Below are 20856 nucleotides of genomic sequence, written 5' to 3'. Positions count from 1 at the left end.
AGGGAATAAAAAAGTGTTTATGTGATTTGTTGAAAACTCAAATAGGATTCCTATAGTTTTAGTGAACCTATATCCAAAGATTTATTTTATTTATTTAATAGTCGCAGTGACTTTGCTTACATGTTGTCAATCAATAGACATTCCATCTAAGTCACAAGCTAATACTACTCCAACCATCTCATTTCAAAAAACTGTGACCTTAGATAAAAACTTCAAGATAGCAATGGGTCAGACTATTTATGTTCCTGTCTATTCTCATATTTATCATCACAATCGACAGGAAATTTTTAATTTTGCGGCCACGTTGAGTATTCGCAATACAGATTTAGAAAAACCGATCATCATTACTTCTGTGCGTTACTATGACTCACATGGGAAATTTATAAAGCAATATTTAGAGCATCCTATTCAACTGGATACCCTGGCTTCAACAGATGTTCTTATCAATAGAAATGATACCAGTGGTGGTTTGGGTGCAAACTTTATTGTCGAGTGGGTAGCCTCAACAGAAGTTTCTGAACCGATAGTAGAGGCAATCATGATTGGTACTGATTTTCAGCAAGGAATTTCTTTTACCAGTCCTGGCAAGGGTATTAAAAACCAAAATTAATCATCATCAAGTTGGAGTAACTGTTTATCGATAGTTTGTATCCGCCCTCGCGTAATATCTTCGGAAAGAATTCGCTTCCGCATTGCTTCGTTGAGTGCCCCTTTTTCTGCAAGCAATAAACGACGGCGAATAGCATCTAGTTTACCAATATCATGACTTTTAGCTGCAAACTCGTCTGGACGGCGATTATAAAATTCTCGCAATACCTTTTCTGCTCCAGCAATTCTTACCTGATAAGCTGAACGCATTTCTTCATAGAGGGCCTTTGGTAATACCCCTGACTTCAACAAGCTATCTAATTCATCCTGTGCTGCTTTACTTGTAATCAGTTGGGCTTGCATTTCTTCGACTTGGTGCTGTGATTCTGAGACTTTAGATAATTTTAAGCGTTTGACTAGCCAAGGCAAGCTTAAACCCTGTCCTACTAATGACACCAACACACTACCAAAGACTAAAGTAATGAGAAATTCTCGACCTGCCAGCATACTGGGTAGGCTCAATGCCAGAGCCATCGAAAGTGAACCCTTGATGTTACCTAAAAAGAGTAAATGTTGCCAGCGCAGAGGAATTGGGCGGTCAAACCAACGAACCGCTGTCAGTAGTGGATAGACTGTCAGAATTCTTCCCGCTTGATAAACTAAAACAGCAAGTAGAATAGCAGGTAAAGTTCTCCAAAGTGTCACTAGGTTTATTTCTACACCAATTAGGAGAAAAATAAAGGTGTTGACAGTAAAACTGGCATATTCCCAGAAACTAAACAAGGTAATACGACTGGAAGCGGAAGTCTTCCCAGACAGTCCAAAATTACCGAAAATTAATCCAGCTACAACTACGGCAACAGCGCCTGATACACCCAGGAATTGTCCAACTTGAAAAGTTCCTAATGCAACTGCGACGGTCAGTAAGAGACTGCCTAGGGGATCATCTAAACGGGAAAATATAGGTATGCTTAAGTAGCCTAGTACTAAACCTACGAGGCAGCCCCCTACAGAGATAAATAGTAGTTGTTGGATTCCTTCTAGTAATGTGAGTGAACCTGTGGAATATACTTGCAAAATCAGATTGAAGAAAACTAGGGCAGCGGCATCGTTAAAAAGGGTTTCTCCTTCAACAATGGCAGAAAGCCGGGAGGGTACTGGTATATCCTTAAAGACGGCAATCATGGAAACTGTATCAGTGTTTGCCAGAATTACTCCTATCAATAGAGCAGGTATCCAAGTCAGTGCTAGCCCAAATTTTAATAGGACGGCAATAATAGCACTGGAAAGCACAGCCCCAGGCCCCGCTAGAAGGGCAATTGGTTTAAAAGTGCTGCGTAGACGGCTGATATCGGTGTTGATACCAGCCTCAAAGATGAGAATTGGCAGGAAAAGATTTAAAACCAGAGCAGGATCTAAACCAATGGGACGAGATAATAGTTCTGTGATTGGCAAACCTGCCAAGACTAAACCCGTAACATAAGGGACTCCCAAACGACGAGATACCAAAGCTACACCAGTGGCAACGAGCAGGAGAATAACTGAAATCTTGACTAATTCGGTAATATTCATTTACATACTGAGGATTTATTTTAATTTTGTTGATAGACCTTGCTAAAGGGATGATTGGCACTAAATCTCATGTCCGACAAATTAGCTATGATTACCACATTTGTGCAAAAATTGGTAATTACTTGAGTGTTGAGTGATTTACTAGATTCCCTACTCATCACTAAAAACTCAATGCAAGCTCGTTGTGTAGGGACTACGATCTTGTAACTCAGCACTCTTGATTGACTTTGGTTATTATAATTAACTTTATTTTCGTTATGACTACTGTGCAAGTTACTTTTCCGTTAGTTCAGATTGCCCAACAAACCCGTTTAGCGGCTAGTAAGTTAGCTTTGCTTTCGACTGAGGAGAAAAATCAAGCTATTGATGCGATTGCACTGGCATTAGAATCTGCTAAAGAGGAAATATTGACAGCAAATCTGGCTGATTGTCAAGCGGCTGTGGCTGAAGGGATTGCTAAACCTCTTTATAAACGTTTGCAGTTAGATGAACATAAGTTAAGAGATGCCATCGCAGGTGTGCGTGATGTTGGTAAATTAGATGATCCTGTGGGTAAGGTACAAATTCACCGGGAAGTTGATACTGGCTTAATTCTCAAACGTATTACCTGTCCTTTGGGTGTATTAGGAATTATTTTTGAAGCCCGTCCTGAAGCTGCAATTCAAATTGTTTCTCTAGCAATTAAATCAGGTAACGGTGTAATTCTCAAAGGTGGGAAAGAAGCTTTACGTTCTTGTGAAGTCATAGTTAAAACCATTAAACAAGAATTATCTCACACGGCTGTTAACCCGGATGCGGTACAATTGCTAACAACCAGAGAAGAAATATTAGAACTTTTACAATTAGATAAATATGTAGATCTAATTATTCCCAGAGGTTCTAATTCTTTTGTCAGATTCGTCCAAGAAAATACTCGCATTCCTGTACTTGGTCATGCCGATGGAATTTGTCATCTTTATGTAGACAAAGCGGCTGATATTGATAAAGCCATTAATATTACTCTTGATTCTAAAACTCAATATCCTGCTGCTTGTAATGCCATTGAAACCTTATTAGTTCACAATAGAATTGCTTCAGAGTTCTTACCAAAAATCGCCGCAGCTTTAGCAGCACAAAATGTAGAATTAAGAGGTGATGAACGCACTTTAGAAATTTTACCTAATCTTGGTAGTACGACAGAAATAGACTGGGAAACAGAATACGGTGATTTGATTTTAGCAATTAAAATTGTTGATTCTTTAGAAGATTCCATAAGCCACATTAGGGAATATGGTTCTCGGCACACAGAAGCAATTGTGACGGAAGATGTAGCAGCAGCAGAAACTTTTCAAGCTTTAGTAAATGCAGCGGGAGTTTATCATAATTGTTCTACCCGTTTTGCCGATGGTTTCCGTTATGGTTTCGGTGCAGAAGTAGGAATTAGTACCCAACAAATGCCACCTCGGGGACCTGTGGGTTTAGAGGGTTTGGTGACATATAAATATCAAATGTCTGGTGATGGTCATATTGTTAGCAGCTACACAGGAGCTAATGGGAAATCATTTACCCATCGTGATTTGGAATAAAATTCAAGAAAGTAGCGATGATAAATTGCTGGTAGACAAACAAAGTCCAACTGTATGGATTGATACCAAATCAATGTTTTGTCTGTTTATGCGTGATTGATCATCGCTATAAGGTTTTATGATAAAAAACACCTATTTTACCTGACTGATTATACCTACAGCTTCTAGCTGGTTTGCGGTTTGAAAAAGACATAATTCAACAACTATTCCGAGAGAAAATTATGCAACAATCTGCAATTTATCAAGATATCCTGCAAAAAGGAAAGTGGGAAGGAAAACAGGAAGGTTTGCAAATTGGTAAACAGGAAGGAAAACAAGAAGCAGAGGTGTTATTAATTCTCCGTTTAGTTTCTCATCGATTTGGTACTGTTGAACCTCAGATAGAAGAGAGAATGAATCAGTTGTCTACAACTCAATATAGAAAGTTTAGCAGAAGCACTTTTAGATTTTTATAGTCAAGCTTATGTGATTCGCTGGTTAGAGGATATTTAAAAACTTTTCAAACCCTATCGATCCTCCTTAAATAAGGGGGATGTATCAGAGTTCGAATACATCCATAACCAATTTTCCAAAACTCTTCCAGATTGTGGTATCTGTTAAACCAACGCTTTGAGTAAAGCTTGCAACTTAAGTTGCACTTCCGCAAATTCCTTATCAGGATCGGAACCGGCAACTATACCAGCACCTGCATATAGTCTAGCATGATCCCCATCAATTAATGCTGAACGAATCCCGACAATAAACTCACAATTTCCGTTGCCATCTACCCAACCCAGGGGTGCGGCATATAAACCTCTTTCAAAATTTTCATAACGGCGAATTTCTGCACAAGCAATATCTCTGGGTGCACCTGCAACGGCTGGTGTAGGATGTAATTGGGAAAGGATTTTGAACGGATGGATGTTAACAGGTACTACAGCCGTAATTGGTGTCCATAAATGCTGAATATTGGATAATTGTCGCAGACGTGGGGCTAAAATTTGCGGAAATAAACCTAATTGTGATAGACGTTGGGTGATAAAATCAATAACTAGGGAGTGTTCGTGCTTTTCTTTGTTGCTATTAACTAAATTCTTGGCATTAGCTGCATCTTCATTACGTGTTCTTCCTCTGGGTGCTGAACCTGCTAAAGCATCTGTTATTAATTGCTGTTCTTGAATACTAATTAATCGTTCTGGACTAGCACCAATGAAATTTTGTCCTTTACCATTGCTGGTAGAGAAAACATAACAGTTAGGATGTAGTTGTCGCAGATTATTTAAGGATTTGAATAAGTTAAAACAATTATATGCTCTGACATCTAAAGCATCTGCTAAAACAATTTTTCTTAAATGATTAGATGCAATTTTCTCTAAAGCTGATGATACTGAATGCTTGAAACTGTGGGAATTGGTAATCTTACTTTTGTTAAAGTTAGATGGAGAAAATTCAATGTTGGGAGAATAATGTGATAAAAATTGGAGAGTTTTGACTTCATTTTGTAATTCTCGTAATATGGTTTGAATATTAATATTGGCATGAATCAAATTATTCACCACTAAAGTACAGGATAAATTTTTTACAGCTACTTGCAATTTAGGTAGAAAAATAGTAGCGGCTGGAAATGGATAATCTGCTTGGTGATGCTGATCAAAAAAACTAAAACAAGAAAAAAAGTGCATACCTGCAAATGATTGATTTGTATTGCCAAAGTTGACGACATTTCTGAGGCAATCTTTGATAAACTCCTCTGTCTTACTAAACCTGTCTTTACCAGTAATCTCTAATTTGGTTACAGCATCAATGGCTGCAATGGCTTCACCTTTACTTCTATTTTCAAAGTAAAAATTTAATGTATTTGCTTGGGCAAATTTATCCAATACCACTAAAGGATCAATCAAGTCAATTTGTAGAGAAATACTAACAATTTGCTGGCTATGATTTTCACAGCACTTTTCTTGAACTGCTAACAGCAATTGATGCAAATCTTCATAGTCTACAAAGCAACGGCTGCGACATGGTGACATTGTCATGGATGTGTAAGTTAATTTTTTTTAAGTTATCTTCCTAAAGCGTAATAAGTTGTGGTCCTATTTCTATAGGTAACATATTCAGTGGCCAATTAACCAGCCTCAAATTTGCTTGGTTCTGGGGTTTCCCAGAACCAAGGCTGTTTAGTGGCTGCAAAATGTAAAGCCAAGTTTTATGACCATGAGGTAAACCAGCAATCACAAAGTTAGCATTTTTTGGCAATTCACCACCCCTAAATGTCTCACTAAACTATAAAATCTAATTGATAAGTAAATTTTTGGTAATTTAATTCATCACGACTGATGACTAGAAATCATATATCAATGCCCAAAAACAAATTATGGATAGCGGCTATTAAACCGCCGATGTATAGTGTTGCTATTATGCCTATATGGGTAGGTTCAGGGGTAGCTTTTGCAGAAACTAAAATTTTTAATGGCGTAATATTTGCAGTTTTTATGACTGCAGCGATTTTAATTCTGGCTTGGGAAAATATCAGTAATGATGTTTTTGACTCGGAAACAGGGATTGATAAAAATAAACATCACTCGCTGGTGAACTTATCTGGTAATAAGCAGTTAATGTTTTGGTTAGGAAATTTATGTTTAGGTTCGGGTTTGTTGGGGATAATTGTGATCGCCCTTTTGCAAAAAGACCCGACTGTAATTGGTATAATTTTGCTATGCTGCGGTTTGGGCTATATGTACCAAGGACCTCCCTTTCGTCTAGGATACCAGGGTTTGGGCGAAATTCTCTGTTTTGTTGCTTTTGGACCATTGGGAATGGCAGCAGCCTACTACAGTCAAACACAAACTTGGTCTATCACCAATTTAGCCGCTTCCGTGATTGTCGGTATTGTCACTAGCTTAGTTTTATTTTGCTCACACTTTCACCAAATTAAGGATGATATAGCGGCAGGAAAGCGATCGCCTATTGTTCGTTTAGGTACACAGAAGAGCGCACAAGTCCTAGTTTGGTTTACAGCTAGTATTTATCCCTTGTCTTTGTTGTTGGTTGGATTAGGAGTTTTCCCAATTTGGACGCTATTAAGTTGGGTAAGTTTACCCTTTGCATTCAAATTATGTCGTCATGTCCTAGAAAATCACGATTTACCAGATAAAGTTAGTAACTGTAAATTCATTGCTGTAACTGTACATTTTTGGAGTTGCTTATTATTTGGTACAGGATTTATGCTGGGCTAATGGTTTATCAGTTTTCCTATCGTCCTATTAGTAAAAAATTCACTCGTCCTGTAATTACCAATCATGGAGTTTGGGAAATTCGTGAAAGCGTAATTATCAGGCTTGTGGATATTACAGGTAAAGTTAGTTGGGGGGAAATTTCCCCTATTCATTGGTTTGGTTCTGAAACCCTAGAACAAGCTTTAAATTTTTGTAGTCAACTACCAGGAGAAATTACACCAGAAATAATTTTTGATATTCCAGATAAATTACCAGCTTGTCAATTTGGTTTTGAATCAGCATTAGAAAATTTACTAGGAAAGCACGAATCTATAAATTACCAAAATCTCACCTATAGCGCCTTATTACCAGCAGGAGAAACAGCTTTAGACCAATGGAAAACCTTATGGAGACAAGGATATAAAACATTAAAATGGAAAATAGGTATTGATGAAACATCCAAAGAAATAAAAATTTTTAATTCACTGATTCAGGAATTACCCAAATCAGCAAAACTGCGTTTAGATGCTAATGGTGGACTGAGCTATGCATCAACTAAATTATGGTTGACAACTTGCGAAAATCTAAAAAATAGAATTGAATTTATTGAACAACCTCTACCTGTTGATAAATTCCCAGAAATACTGGAATTAAGTAATGCGTATAATACAAAAATCGCTTTAGATGAATCTGTCGCCACATTGCAACAACTTGAAGACTATTATAAAAAAGGTTGGGAAGGGATTTTTGTGATTAAACCTGGTATAGTTGGTTCACCATCACAGTTAAGGAAATTTTGTCACCAGCATCAAATTGATGTAGTATTTTCATCTGTATTTGAAACTGCAATTGGTAGAGAAGCAGCACTAAAATTAGCAGCAGAACTATCCAGAAATAACCGCGCAGTAGGTTTTGGTATCAACCACTTTTTTGCATAAACAGGACTTACGCAACTGGCAGATTAGTAGGGTGCGTCAGATGTCGAAAATCTGTTTATAGGTCTGACGCACCCTAAACGAGACTACAAGAGACTTGAGTGTGACACTTGCGAAGTCATAAGAAAAAGACTCAAACTAGCTGAAAGTTTATGGAACAACCTTTAGACTATCTACAAAACCTGAAAAATCAGGATTGGTTAATTAGTAACAATAGCCAATATTTTTACCAAATAGCCACAGAACTATATTTACAACTATCCCAATTATCAACACAAGAAAAACCACCAAAAATAATTTTGGCTGAACGTGAACCAGTCCGATTCCTAGCTAGTTTCATCGCTGCTTGTGCTGCCAAATGTCCAGTTTTTTTATGTAACCCAGACTGGGGAAAAAATGAATGGCAACAAGTTTTTGATTTAGTCCAACCGGATATAGTTTGGGGACTAGATAATATTAGTTTCCAACCAGCAACCGGCAATTACCAATCACCAATTACCAATTATATTATGATTCCTACAGGTGGTTCTTCGGGTAAGATTAAATTTGCTATTCATACTTGGGAAACATTAACGGCTTCTGTACAAGGGTTTACAGAATATTTTCAATTAAATGCAGTTAATTCTCTTTGTATTTTACCCCTATATCATGTCAGTGGTTTAATGCAATTTATGAGAAGCTTTACTACAGGTGGTAAATTAGTTATTAGTCCATTTAAAGAAGTTGAATCTTATCAATTAGCAAATATTAATGTTTCAAATTTTTTTATATCTTTAGTTCCTACCCAGTTACAACGGTTACTGCAAAATCCCCAACTAACCCAGTGGTTATCTCAATTTCAAACTGTGCTTTTAGGAGGTGCGCCACCATGGGATGAACTCTTAGAAGAAGCGAGATTTCATCAGATTAGGTTAGGACCTACTTACGGAATGACAGAAACGGCTTCTCAAATTGCTACTCTGAAACCTGATGATTTTCTGAATGGTAAAATTAACAGTGGTCATATTCTTCCCCATGCCAAAATCACCATTGACAATTTAACAGAAAATCTCAATATTCAAGCTAAATCATTGGCGTTAGGGTACTATCCACAACTTTGGATAAATCCAGGTCATTTCTTAGTTGATGATATTGGTTTTTTAGATTCAGACGGATATTTACATATTATTGGACGCAGCAGCAACAAAATTATTACAGGTGGTGAAAATATTTATCCAGCAGAAATAGAATCAGCGATTAGAAAAACAAACCTGATTATTGATGTTTGTGTAATTGGTATACCGGATAAATATTGGGGACAAGCATTAACAGCTATTTATATTCCTAAACACCCAAATAGATGCACCTTAGAAATTGAAACCCAACTCAAAAGTCAACTGAGTAAATTCAAAATTCCTAAATATTGGATTCCCCTACCAAACTTACCCCGTAACGCCCAAGGTAAAATTAACCGCCAACAAATACAACAAATTGCTGAAGATTTTCTACCAAATATATAATTTTTGTTTACCTAGCTTCTAGTAGGGCTTTTAAAGCCTCTCTCCCTGTGGGTGAGAGGTTTGGAAAAAGGTTTATTTATCGTTATCCTTGAACTTCTAAACCTTGACTCGTGCCTCCTAGCCAATAAAAACCACAAGCAATTTTGTTGGATGAACTTTGTTGAGTAATATTTTAAATTTTTTTCAACCCACCAAGTTTTTACGAAACTTTTTGTATTTTCATATCCCCTTATTGTAGCAACTACAACTAACAATTCTCCTTTGTTATTGATAAACTCAAATCGACAAGGACCTTCTCCTGTGCCTGAAGAATCTTTAATTTCTTTATATCCTAAGTCAAATAGTTCCTTAACCAAAATATCCCGGAGATTTGGCGATTCACCTTGTAAGTTTGGACTCCAATCCTGTTGTATAATAAGTTTCCTTACTTCCCTGTATGCCATATTTTGTTGTTGTAGAGACACTTCTTCAGAAGCATTTGCAGAAATAACTTCACTATCAGTATTTATAGTTGAGTTATTTTCGCCTTTATTAGCAGAAACATTTTCGCTTGAAGTATTGATATTTGGGTTTTGTCCACTATAAGTTGCAAAGGTTCCACATCCAAGAGTAATTAGTCCAGCGAAACCAGCAACCACACTCACGGTAACGATAGAGGGACGAGATTCCCAGTTTTTCCACTTTATAAAATGCAAACCTTATCAATACAAGATCTGACCTTTCCTCAGTGATCTGTGCCGCATTGAAAACACGAATACACTTTTGGTTAATTCTTAATTACAAATTACGAATTACGAATTACATAATTTCCTCTCTGGACTTTCTTCTCTCTACACCTTCTGCATCTCTGCGGTTCGTTTCCAACCAAGAAATCATCTCATCTGGTAATTCCTGCTTAGTTCTACTATTCACATCAATACAAACCTGCCTAGTAATTGCTTTGGCAACTATTACATCATTCACCGTAATTTCATAGCTAATTTCAAACTTATCCATACCTATTTTTTGAGGAATTAAACTAATCATCAATTTATCACCACAATACATAGGACGCAAAAGATCTACATTAGCATGAACAATGGGAAAAGCCACAAATGGACGAGTGAAAAAATTATGAATATTTATACCTGAATGCCCTAGAGATTCTTCGTAGGCTTCATGACACATACTTAAAACATTAGCAAAATAAACGACTCCAGCGGCATCAGTATCTTGAAATCTTATCGTGCGTTTATATGTGAAAATCATGTTTTTAATTTCCTCAATAAAAATAAAAAGCAGGCGTAATACCTGCTCTATAAACTTATGTTACTCTACTTACCAAGGTTAGGAATTTAATGGGATATATATATCTTCAGAACTGGGGTTCAAGTAAGGACGCTGGACATCAATTAAATTCTGTGCAAAATGTTGGTCAATTATCCTCATGCGTTCTTCAATGGCATTTTTACCTTTTTCCCAGGCTTCTAATAAGGCATTAGCAACTATTTGACATCGGTTCATACCAAAACTTTCCTGTGGGGCAAATTTTTGGCTTGGTGCTTCTGCTAAACTTAGTCCGGGTGCTAGAAATTTGGTAAATAGGGGAATTTGTGGCTGAAAATAAGATTGGTGCTGTTTATAAACTATCTGGAGAATTTTGTGAATTATGGCATAATCTTGTAGTTCAAAGTGAAGTACGCCTGCATCATAACGCCCATAAGTTGATGGGTTATAAAGAACTTCAAAGCTAAAGGGAATATTGGCGTTGTTAAGATGTTGTGTTAGGCTATCCATTAGTGCGATCGCACCGAACGAACTAAAATTAAAATAAATTCGCCCTACTCCCAAATTAGTATCTCCTGTATCTTGGCGTTCCTGTCCTAGATTACTAACTGCCACATAACAGCCATTTTGTAAGCGATTTTTAGGCATCCAAATAGCGGTTAAATCACCCACTTTTGCATATTCTTTACGGGATTTCAGATAACATTCTGCTTCAACATACAATGTTAAATCATTTTTTGTCACTGCTAAACTCCCATCAGGTTCTAGTCGCAAAACTTCCCAATTACAATCATAATGACCATTACCATGATTGTGCTGGTGTAATTGTTCATAAAAGTCCCAATCAATGCCCACGTTAGAGTTGTGCTCTAAAATTTTATGTGATGAGTAATTCCCATGATTAGCATTTATTGATAAAGCTGTTTGGAGTGAACCATTATAATAAATACCATGTAGAAAATTTCGCAAAAGTAGAGCTAGATATTTATGTTGTAAATCTGGTGAATTCTGTTGAAATCTATTTGCTACTGTATTTGGTAGAGCAAAAGGTTGATAGTTGGGATGTTGAATACAGAAGTTAGGTTCAATTTGGATATTGGCGGCAATATCAAATAAAGAATTGAGGATCTCATTAGTAGAATTGTTTAACATTAATAAATTTGCACCTCCAAATTTATTCTAAATAAAAAAATCTAGAATTACTAGCAACCGCGTAGACGCGTTTTTCCGTAATAAATCCGCAGTAGTTGCTTTTCTTCAGATTGAACTATTTTGTGGTAGCCTTTGACAGATTGCAGGATTTCGGTTTCAGAACTTCCAAAAACAGTTAATACAGATTCTTCAGGACTAATTAACAAATTTTTGGCCACTTCCAACATACAGATGTGAGTATTATCAAAGTATTTGCAGCACTCAATCATATTTTGAATTTGGTGAGTTAGTGCTAATCCTGTAAACTGAATCACACGCAAAATAAAGTCTTGGCGTTCATCTAAAATCAGGCGAAAAGCCTGGAGGTAAGCACGAATTACAGCCAACATAGAAGGTTGAATAATTTCTAGGGGAATCATTGCCAAATTTAGAGATTCTTCTAACTCTAAACTGGGATCTACTACCAAACTTGAAAGCCAAATTTTGATGTAACTTGCTAATAAAGTTCCTAAATCAAAAGCTGGGTCTCCCCAAGCGCAAGCTTCCCAATCAATTACTCTCATTAAGCAATTATCTAGTTGTTGCCAACGGGAATGTACCAAAATATTGTTTAACTGCAAATCATTGTGAGTCAAACAGCAAGGCTTCCATTCATAAGCTAAGTCAGCAATTGCTGATTCTAAACTTTCGTACCTTTGATAGAGAACATGAAACTTCAGTGCTTCAGTGGGGATCTTGCTAAAAATATCTTGATTAATTGAACCTATTCCTTGAGCAGGATTATAAAAGTGATAGCGAAACTGTCCTTGGGGAGCAGTATCCATAAAATCTTGATACTCTCGTCGTTGAAAAGTGGAACAATGTAATCCTGCTAGTGTGGTACCAATAGCGGTGGCGATTTCTGTGGGAAAAATACTGTTATTTTGATAAAATTTACCTAGTTCCACATATTCGCTTAAATAACTACGAACAATAATAGAATTTTCTTCGTCAAAATGTAGTAATAATGATGGAAGCTCCGAAATATTGCCAAGAACTGGAAATTTTTGGAGTAATTGGTGAAATAGCCACTCATTAAAGAATTGATGGATATTGCTATCAAAATTCAGGCGACGTTCTTGTTTAACCAGCAGTTTACGATTATCCGGCAGATTCACCAATAAATTTCGATTATTACCGCTATTTTCTGGCAACTCAGATTCATATAAGGTGCCATCTTCTAAGCTACACAGACCTACATTTTGCAGATACTGAATAACATTTTGAGAAGACAGTGATAATATCATGTATGATTTTCCTAGTTTCTTAAGTTGCTGAGAGAACTACTGAAGTCAGAGTTGATTTAGACTAATGATGATTCGGTAGGTAATCAGAAGGGAGTAAGCATTAATCACGATTACTACTATCTAGTAATATCTTATTTATGCCTGGTAAACCTGCCAAAATGGCAAAATAACCTTTATGTTTCCTTTAAAGTATACTGACAATACCATAAAATCTTTACAAGATTGACATTAATAACTCTAGTATATATAGAGTTATGTGGTTAAGTGCTATTGATCGTAAAGTTTACTAACTAGTTTATGATTGCTAGTCAATGTTTTTGGCTCTCAAGAAATATCTGTTACCGATGATAGATGACTGGTGACAGGAAACAGCATTCAATTTTTTGTGTTTATTCGTGATGTAACGAAGGGGTTAAATACTTTTAATTCCACTCTTGTAGGTCATTTTACAGGAGTTATTTATTCATATTTACTGTGATGTTGTAAAAATCATAGTCTTATTTAATAATATTAATGTACTAATAGATTTACTGGTGTTCAGGAAATGTATATGTTTACTTAAACATGAATAACCCAAGCTGCGAGTTATAGCAGGTGACAGTGTGAAAGGTCTTTTGGTATATGGGTTTTATTATCAATTGATGTCCTAACCGCCTTGTCCTTTCCTATACAAAATAGGGATGTAGGCGAAAAACCTTGATTCTTTCTCCTGGTAGCGCAGCGTGACGCAAGCCATAATTCTGAATTCTGAATAAACACAGGTGGCTACTAAGAAGCAAAGATTTGATTCACTATTATTGCTAATGTCAGAATACCAAAAATAATCATCAAGCCCGCAGGCATAAATTTGCGTGTTCTAGCTAGTCTAAAGGCAAAAAAAACTACTAAAATACCAGTAACAAAAGCTGCTAAAGTTAAACCCCAGGTTTGTCCCTGAAGTTGACTGTAGGCAGCAAAGATGATCAAGAAACCGCTAATGCTACCACTTAGTAAAGAAACTTTGCTCTTAGCCTGAATATAACCAATGATCCCACCTACTAATGCTAAAATGCCGTAGCCAAAAGCGACAACTATACCTAAATTCATTGTTACCAATAATTCCTTTATGTTACAAAGCCCCGGATTGATCCGTGGTATCAATCAAAAATCTGATAGAGTCAGTGGGAAATTAAAGTTGATTGATGGATTATCAAGCGATGTCTACGGTAAATACCTCTTTTTACACCAAAGTTCAATTTTTCCAGCGTCAAGCAGCATCTCTTTTACTTTACCAATCTGTCCTTCAAGGCGAAGTGCCGATCGCATTTCTTGATCTATTACAATCTATACGTTACAGTGATGCCGATGGGCGGAACTGTCTCCAAGCTTACGGTAATTACTTTCAAGCTTTAGCTGCCAGCAAACAAACTTGGGAAGAATACTTAATTCGTCAAATTCTCATTGCTGACAACCCTTTTACTAGATTAGCTCAACAACGAGCATTTGCTGATTTACCAACCGCCTTGGTTGCGGCAGCCCAACATGATTTACAAATATTACAAAATTTATATGATTGTAACAGTGCTATTTTAAGTGAGTGGGTGCAATTTGTTGCTCATTTGCCAGTTTCCCCGGTGGTGTGGTACCAAGAATCAGAAAGCATAGAAATTGATATAGATTTTATTTTCTCATTTCTACAGTTGGAAACATGGGCGGATGCTGTCGAAAATTTAGTCGCTTATTATCAGCAATACGGAACAGGTTTATTTGCACAATATCGGGCTTTTCGCTGGCAAAATGGGAATCTTACTGGTATCCTCTATCCTGCTCCAGTTAAAGTAGATACATTGCTAAGTTATGAGTGGCAAAAAGATACATTGTTAAAAAATACCAAGTTTTTATTGTTAGGACAGCCAGCATTGCACCTATTACTTTACGGTAGTCGGGGTTCTGGCAAATCTTCTTTAGTCAAATCCTTGCTACATGAAAATGGTCACAAAATCCTGCGTTTGATAGAAGTAACAAAACCAGAGTTAAAAAACTTACCGCAAATTATCGAACAGTTGCGGGGGATACCACAAAAATTTATCATTTTTGTCGATGATCTTTCCCTTGAGGAAGATAATGATGCTTTTAAAGTATTGAAAGTAGTTTTAGAAGGGAGTTTAACTGATAAACCACAAAATGTAGTAATTTATGCTACCTCGAACTGTCGTCACCTAATTCGAGAGTATTTTAATGATAGACCCACCCCCAAGGATGACGAGGAAGTCCATGCTTGGGATACAATGCAGGAGAAGCTTTCCTTTAGGGATCACTTTGGTCTAACATTAACATTTGAATCAGCAGATCAAAAAACATATTTAAAAATTGTTCAACGTTTAGCAGCACAAGTGGATCTTAATCTCAATCAAGAAGATTTAGAATACAAAGCTTTACAATGGGTAAGTCGCCATAATGGCCGTTCTGGACGCACGGCACAGCAGCTTATAGACTTCTTAAAAGCAGATTTATCTGTAGATAGAGAAAATAAAAATAGCCTGTAATTAACTGAATTATCAACTTTTATTAGAAATAATCCCAATCAACTTAAACGACAAGAAAATGTGAAAGATAATGACATTAATAACTACTAATTCGGACAAATTTACTACGCTAAAAACAAGCAATATGCAGTCAGCAATAGTCAGCAATAGATTAATTCTATGTGTATTTGCCTTTAGTGTCAGTTTTGGTTTAAGCTTAGTCCCCAACTGGGATTTTACTAAAGCCTTACTCACAGCTATAATTACCGTCTTAGCAACCTATTCAGCCGCATTATTTGTTGATAAACGGCGTAGAAATTATGAAATGCTAGTTTTAAGTTCTCTGCATAGAAGAATTAGAGAACTGGAAGGATTAAAATATCGGATTGCTAGAGAAATTAAACAAGTAGAAGAACATAAAACCATCCTCTATACAGAATCACAACAACTACAAAATCAGATCGCAGAATGTCGTAATCAAAGAGATAGCCTTCATCGAGAGCTAGGGACCTTCGCCGGACAAAAAAAGCAGTTAGAATTAGAAATTAATAATTTCACAACCGAACTGCATAAACTACAAAATAATACAGAGAAACTTAATAATTCTTGCTCTGAACTCGCAGCAGAAAAACGCCGTCTAGAACTAAATTGTAACGTATTTCGTTCAGAAATTACCCAACTAAAAGCACAAATTGAAGCCTTCAAGCAAGAAAAACAGGAGATAGAAAATAACCTAGTTCTCATCAATCGACTCAAACCCCAACTAGACGAAAAACTTTATGAACTGAGAATCGAAATTCACGAATTAGAAATCAAAGTATCCAATCAGAATAACTTACTCACACATACAATAACCGCCAGAGAAAATCTCGAAAATATTCTCACCGACCTATACACCAAAAAACAAGCACAACAATCAGAAATTAGCCAATTACACAATCAAATCTCTTTATTACAAGATGAGCGCCACTTGTTGCAAAACCAAGTTTGGGAATTACTCCAAAACATGGAAACTCTCGATCAAGACGCATTAACTGAAAACACACAAGAAGATCTTGAATTATTTCCTTTTGATGAAATACTAGAACCCGTAGATCCTTCAAGTCCTACTTCAGATAATTTACCACCAGAATGGAGTAATTTTCTAGAAAAATTGCCAACAAACCAAATTCACGTATTAAAAGCCATAGTTGCTCAAGATAATCCCAAGGCTATTATCAAGCAAATCGCCGAAGAACATATGACCATGCCAAATTTATTAATTGATGCTATAAATGAAGTTGCCAATCTTACCCTTGGGGAACTAGTTATTAAAACAGATGCAGAAATCCCCGAAATTTATCAAGATCATATACTAAATTTGAGAAAAATGCTCACCAAGCATGAAGAATTAATTACTCAATCCTAAACAATCAGAATAATCATATTACTCAATAGCTGACATATCTGATATAAACGGATTTTAGATAGTTAAAATCGACCAAGAACATATATCCCAACTGGGTATGATATACTTGCTATTTCTAATAGAGATTAGAAATCCAGTAATTTCAACTACATCACAAAGCTCAAAACCTCGAAAAAAGTATCCACTGCTTTCATTAATTCACTAGGTGCAGGAGTAGTACCCAGAAGAGGAATTGAACATATAGCAGTAGGTCGAGAAAAAGAAATAAATAGCCTATTACAAAATCCCAACGATATTGCAGAAGCTGTAGCTGCATTTCGATTTATAATTGGTAACTACGGCTCAGGTAAAAGCTTCATGCTGCAAATGATTTGTAACCGTGCAATGGAGCAAGGATTTATAGTTGCTGACGCTGATTTATCCTCTGAACGCAGACTAGCAGGAAGTCACAATGAGGGTTTAGCAACCTATCGAGAATTAATGAGTCATGTCGCTACAAAAACCCGTCCTGATGGTGGTGCTTTAGTTTCGATATTAGAAGGATGGATTAATAAAATCCAGCAAGAAGTAGCTAAAGAAACTGGAATGCGCCCCAAGGATGAAGGTTTTGATGACCAAGTAGAAACAAAAATTCGAGAAGTAATTCAGTATATTGAAGACTTAGTTCACTCCTTTGATTTGGCTAGTATCATTATAGCCTATTGGCGGAGCTATCGCTTAGACGAGGATCAATTAAAAAATGCCTCTTTACGGTGGTTAAGAGGAGAATTTAACACCAAAACTGAAGCTAAAGCAGCTTTAGGAGTGCGCGTCATCATTGATGATGAGACTTTATTTTATCATATCAAATTATTAGGTAAATTTGTTGCCGAAATTGGCTATAAAGGACTATTAATTTTAGTAGATGAAGCTGTAAATTTATATCAAATTTCTACCATAGTTACTCATGAAAAAAAAGACAACGGACTTTTAGAAATCTTTAATGATACCAAGCAATGTAAAGCTGAACATCTTGGTATTTGTATTGGTGGAACAACAAAATTTTTATAAGACCCAACCCAAATCGTGGACTATTTCCAGACTAAGCTTGCCGCAGACGCACCAAAGAAAGCCGATTTGTTACCCAAGCCAATGTACAAGAATACATAGGATCTGTGATTCGTCTCAACCACCTAACAGAAACATAAATACTCACACTTTTACAGCGTTTAACAGATATTCATACTCTTAATTTTAGCTATGAATAAATATTAAGAAATAGTGATTTAAAAGAATTTGTCCCAGAAATTATCAATCGCTTAGGTGCAGAAGCATTATTGACACCAGGGGAAATCATTAGAGATTTTATTAGCGTGTTAAATGTTATTGATCAAAATCCAGAAATGAAACTTAGTGAATTAATTCAGTGTGCTAATTTTAAACCCATCTTAGCAGGTGAAGATGGTGATTTAGATGATGATGCAGCCGAATTTAGTTTACTATTGATGAATAACAGGTGGTTGCTGACTGTGCAAATATTTAAGAATTTCTAGTAATGCTTTTGCTAACTGTTTAACTTCTTCTTCACTAAAACTGCGTCCTGCCTTCAGTTGAGTTTCCAAAGATTCAGCAGGAAGATAACTCTGTACTAATGCAAATCCTTTGTAGGTTTGTGTATCTAATTCGAAATAATCTAGATAGTGGGGAATAACTGGATGAGAAAGTGATTTGAGGGTTTTAGCTTCGCCTTCAAACAACTTTAAATCGTGCCATTGAAACTCATCATCAAATATCAGTAGTTTAACCACTACTAGTTCTTGAGTTTGTAAAAAATGAGTTAGCAGCGTCCTCCGTCCTGCTTTTTTATCGAGTTGCTGCTGCACTTCATAATCTACTAATAGCATTTCTTTGGCAAAATCACCCAAATTTTAATTTGTCATGTTGCTAACTTCACAGATTCGTTACTTTTATCACTTAACTCCTTGTTACTAGGTTACTGTAAGCTTAGTTAGGTGAGCAACTAGTGTGAAACACAGTATTCTGTGAATATTCTTCTATCTAACCTACATTCCGCAGCCTAAAGTGCCATAGAGAGAAATTATGGAGAGGAGAAATCCAAGGGAGTATAAAAACAAACATACGCAGTGAAAAAAGGCATTGGAGAAACAGTAAAGCACCAAAAATAGCATTAAAACCTATTCTCAATAAGAAGCAATAAGAAAGAATACTGCCCACAGGAGTCAACAGATAAATGAAGATATTCAACAGATGAATCATAACTTAGACTAATAAATCGAAGTAAAAAAAGAAATTATGGACATAGTAAAATAGAGCTATAAATCAAAGAGATTAGATTATTCTCTGATAGAAATTAAATTAATAGAGAGAAAAATTAGGTAACTGATTGAGAGTAGGGAAAACAATGATATGCTAAAAGATTCACAATAAAATCTCTATCTTGACTCCAGTAACAGATGTGTTTTTATTGGTTAAGTGTAACTAAATAAATAGACTGAAAGCATGGAAAAATCCAGCGTAAAGTGGGGCGGTTAGTTGGTTTACCCAATTGATTTTTTACTGTTGATTTAGACTCTCTCAAAGGGGTTCTAACTTGTCGTTACCCTAAAGTATAAACCAGCAGACATAAACCCATAATCATTCCCAGGGACTCTATTCTCTCCGGACTTTTTAGGAAAATACTGTCTGCGAAAAATAAACGCCCTGCCCTCAGAAATTCTGTATTAATTTTACTTTCATTCTGGGAGAATGTAGCTGATATTTCAGAGGATATCTCTCCTGAACTATCTTTTTTCTTAGATTTGATTTGAGTAACTTTACTCTGGTTAATTTGGTGATATTTGAATTGTTTGAATAGTTTAAATAACCCCTTGATAGCATCAGCTTAACAAGCAAATTTTTCTGGTGATAACTTTTTCAGATCTTGCACAGCTTTTGATTGTGCCTTGGTAATTTCTTGTGAGAGTTTACCCAGGTTTGATTCTCTTCTTTCTTGATTTTGCACTACTAACCATCTTTGTTCTATTCCTGGATAATTTACTGTTTTTGAAGCTAGTTTATATCCGGGTAAGTTACTATCAACAAATTGTGGTTCTGGTAATGTTAATATTAATCATTGTGCTGATTCTACGCTTAACGGCACTGGAGATAACCAGCTTAAATCTGACATCATTTTCAGATTTGATTCTGTATATAAGGCCCAGTCTGCTACTATGAGACTGTTAACTTTTAATTGTTTTTGGTACTCTACTGCTATTTTACCAAAGCATGATGAATCTGCTTGGTGTCCCGATGCTAGTTTTAAAAATGTATATTGGTATGTCTCCATCTCCTGAACATATCATTTCTATGATGAACTATTTTAACTCCGGTCTATGGTCACCAGAATAACCGTAGGTGATGGTTATTTCTTTTGGTGATTTTACTGCTAATTCTTCTAGTTCTTGATTATTTCCTACTTTTTGACTCTCAAATATTACTTCTGGTAAGCTGGTATTATATTGCCCATCCATGTACGTCCATTTATGATGAGTCTAGATGCCCTGCTCATAGGGATAATCCAAATTCTTGGGCTGCTTTTAAGGCGACAATAAAAAATATTCTATCCAATCCTTTTATAAATAGTTTATCCATGACTCTCCCCAGTTTATCATCCTTGAGATATTCTGGTGTTACTCCTGGTCCTATTAGATACTCACAGGGGATTGTTTCAAAATCTTGGAGAAACATATATAAGGGTTTTTATACAAATCCTAACCCGTTGATTATCATGGGTTTTACTACATGACCCGGACTTACTTTCTCTCCAATTTCAAGGATTATTTCTACTACTCCTATGGCGTCTATTATTCCTTCTACTATGCCTAAATGGTCTAGGTTTTGAATTTCCATTT

16 protein-coding genes and 3 pseudogenes are annotated in these 20856 nt (G+C 36.1%); 9 read left to right on the top strand and 10 right to left on the bottom strand.

The genetic code is table 11. From position 1 onward, the window contains the following. The first annotated feature begins 106 nt into the window (after positions 1-106). Positions 107-610 (top strand): DUF3124 domain-containing protein, encoded by a 504-nt coding sequence (locus AAZO_RS06725; protein WP_228371548.1) that lies wholly within the window; start codon positions 107-109, stop codon positions 608-610. Here the strand turns inward: AAZO_RS06725 and AAZO_RS06720 are convergent. Then, positions 607-2160: a cation:proton antiporter gene (locus AAZO_RS06720; RefSeq protein ID WP_013190661.1), complete on the bottom strand. Its 1554-nt coding sequence runs from the start codon at positions 2158-2160 to the stop codon at positions 607-609. The genes AAZO_RS06725 and AAZO_RS06720 overlap by 4 nt on opposite strands. A 257-nt stretch (positions 2161-2417) precedes the next feature. Between AAZO_RS06720 and AAZO_RS06715 the strand changes: the two genes are divergently transcribed. Both AAZO_RS06715 and AAZO_RS06710 read left to right on the top strand, forming a co-directional pair. Continuing rightward, a complete protein-coding gene (locus AAZO_RS06715; protein ID WP_013190660.1) occupies positions 2418-3725 on the top strand; it encodes a glutamate-5-semialdehyde dehydrogenase in 1308 nt (435 codons plus the stop codon). A gap of 221 nt (positions 3726-3946) precedes the next feature. Continuing rightward, a complete protein-coding gene (locus AAZO_RS06710; protein ID WP_228371547.1) occupies positions 3947-4180 on the top strand; it encodes a DUF4351 domain-containing protein in 234 nt (77 codons plus the stop codon). Positions 4181-4321: 141 nt separating this feature from the next. On the opposite strand, the gene AAZO_RS06705 is transcribed toward AAZO_RS06710, so the two are convergent. Next, positions 4322-5737, bottom strand: coding sequence for an isochorismate synthase (locus AAZO_RS06705; protein ID WP_013190659.1), 1416 nt, complete (start codon positions 5735-5737; stop codon positions 4322-4324). A gap of 300 nt (positions 5738-6037) precedes the next feature. Between AAZO_RS06705 and menA the strand changes: the two genes are divergently transcribed. From menA to AAZO_RS06685, 3 genes are all read left to right on the top strand, one after another. After that, the gene (gene menA / locus AAZO_RS06695) at positions 6038-6937 is read left to right on the top strand and encodes a 2-carboxy-1,4-naphthoquinone phytyltransferase (protein ID WP_013190658.1); all 900 of its coding nucleotides are present in this window, start codon (positions 6038-6040) and stop codon (positions 6935-6937) included. Next, the gene (locus AAZO_RS06690) at positions 6937-7854 is read left to right on the top strand and encodes an o-succinylbenzoate synthase (RefSeq protein ID WP_013190657.1); all 918 of its coding nucleotides are present in this window, start codon (positions 6937-6939) and stop codon (positions 7852-7854) included. The genes menA and AAZO_RS06690 overlap by 1 nt, the downstream gene beginning before the upstream one ends. 149 nt (positions 7855-8003) lie before the next feature. Beyond that, on the top strand, positions 8004-9350 hold the full coding sequence (locus AAZO_RS06685; protein WP_013190656.1) for a 2-succinylbenzoate--CoA ligase: 1347 nt from the start codon (positions 8004-8006) through the stop codon (positions 9348-9350). 11 nt (positions 9351-9361) lie between these two features. Here the strand turns inward: AAZO_RS06685 and AAZO_RS06680 are convergent, their stop codons facing one another. The 5 genes from AAZO_RS06680 to AAZO_RS06660 form a co-directional block, all read right to left on the bottom strand. Next, on the bottom strand, positions 9362-9994 hold the full coding sequence (locus AAZO_RS06680; protein WP_013190655.1) for a hypothetical protein: 633 nt from the start codon (positions 9992-9994) through the stop codon (positions 9362-9364). Between the two features lie 154 nt (positions 9995-10148). Next, entirely contained in the window at positions 10149-10598 is a 450-nt protein-coding gene (locus tag AAZO_RS06675; RefSeq protein ID WP_013190654.1) for an acyl-CoA thioesterase, read from the bottom strand. Positions 10599-10676: 78 nt separating this feature from the next. Further along, positions 10677-11768: a T3SS effector HopA1 family protein gene (locus AAZO_RS06670; RefSeq protein WP_013190653.1), complete on the bottom strand. Its 1092-nt coding sequence runs from the start codon at positions 11766-11768 to the stop codon at positions 10677-10679. A gap of 50 nt (positions 11769-11818) precedes the next feature. After that, positions 11819-13054, bottom strand: a complete 1236-nt coding sequence (locus AAZO_RS06665; protein ID WP_013190652.1) for an aminoglycoside phosphotransferase family protein — start codon at positions 13052-13054, stop codon at positions 11819-11821. Positions 13055-13822: 768 nt separating this feature from the next. After that, a complete protein-coding gene (locus AAZO_RS06660; RefSeq protein ID WP_013190651.1) occupies positions 13823-14140 on the bottom strand; it encodes a TMEM14 family protein in 318 nt (105 codons plus the stop codon). Positions 14141-14250: 110 nt separating this feature from the next. On the opposite strand from AAZO_RS06660, the gene AAZO_RS06655 reads away from it, so the two are divergent. The 3 genes and pseudogenes from AAZO_RS06655 to AAZO_RS06645 all read left to right on the top strand — a co-directional run bounded on the left by AAZO_RS06655 (position 14251) and on the right by AAZO_RS06645 (position 18498). Then, on the top strand, positions 14251-15579 hold the full coding sequence (locus tag AAZO_RS06655; protein ID WP_013190650.1) for an ATP-binding protein: 1329 nt from the start codon (positions 14251-14253) through the stop codon (positions 15577-15579). A gap of 124 nt (positions 15580-15703) precedes the next feature. Further along, positions 15704-16966 carry a tellurite resistance TerB C-terminal domain-containing protein gene (locus AAZO_RS06650; RefSeq protein WP_013190649.1) on the top strand — a complete coding sequence of 421 codons (1263 nt, stop codon included), beginning with the start codon at positions 15704-15706 and terminating at the stop codon, positions 16964-16966. 150 nt (positions 16967-17116) lie between these two features. After that, positions 17117-18498, top strand: a pseudogene (locus AAZO_RS06645) (ATP-binding protein). Here the strand turns inward: AAZO_RS06645 and AAZO_RS06640 are convergent. The 3 genes and pseudogenes from AAZO_RS06640 to AAZO_RS43430 all read right to left on the bottom strand — a co-directional run. Next, positions 18448-18849: pseudogene (locus AAZO_RS06640) on the bottom strand (protein kinase domain-containing protein); the annotation flags it as partial. The pseudogenes AAZO_RS06645 and AAZO_RS06640 sit on opposite strands and share 51 nt — an antisense overlap. A gap of 154 nt (positions 18850-19003) precedes the next feature. Then, the gene (locus AAZO_RS37245) at positions 19004-19222 is read right to left on the bottom strand and encodes a C4-dicarboxylate ABC transporter (protein ID WP_081462721.1); all 219 of its coding nucleotides are present in this window, start codon (positions 19220-19222) and stop codon (positions 19004-19006) included. A gap of 115 nt (positions 19223-19337) precedes the next feature. Further along, positions 19338-20854: pseudogene (locus tag AAZO_RS43430) on the bottom strand (IS1634 family transposase). Positions 20855-20856 lie beyond the last annotated feature (2 nt).

It is taken from the genome of 'Nostoc azollae' 0708 (assembly GCF_000196515.1).
Taxonomy (GTDB): Bacteria; Cyanobacteriota; Cyanobacteriia; order Cyanobacteriales; family Nostocaceae; genus Trichormus_B; species Trichormus_B azollae.
Note: the sequence above shows the minus strand (reverse complement) of the source record. Positions and strands in the feature narration are given on the sequence as shown.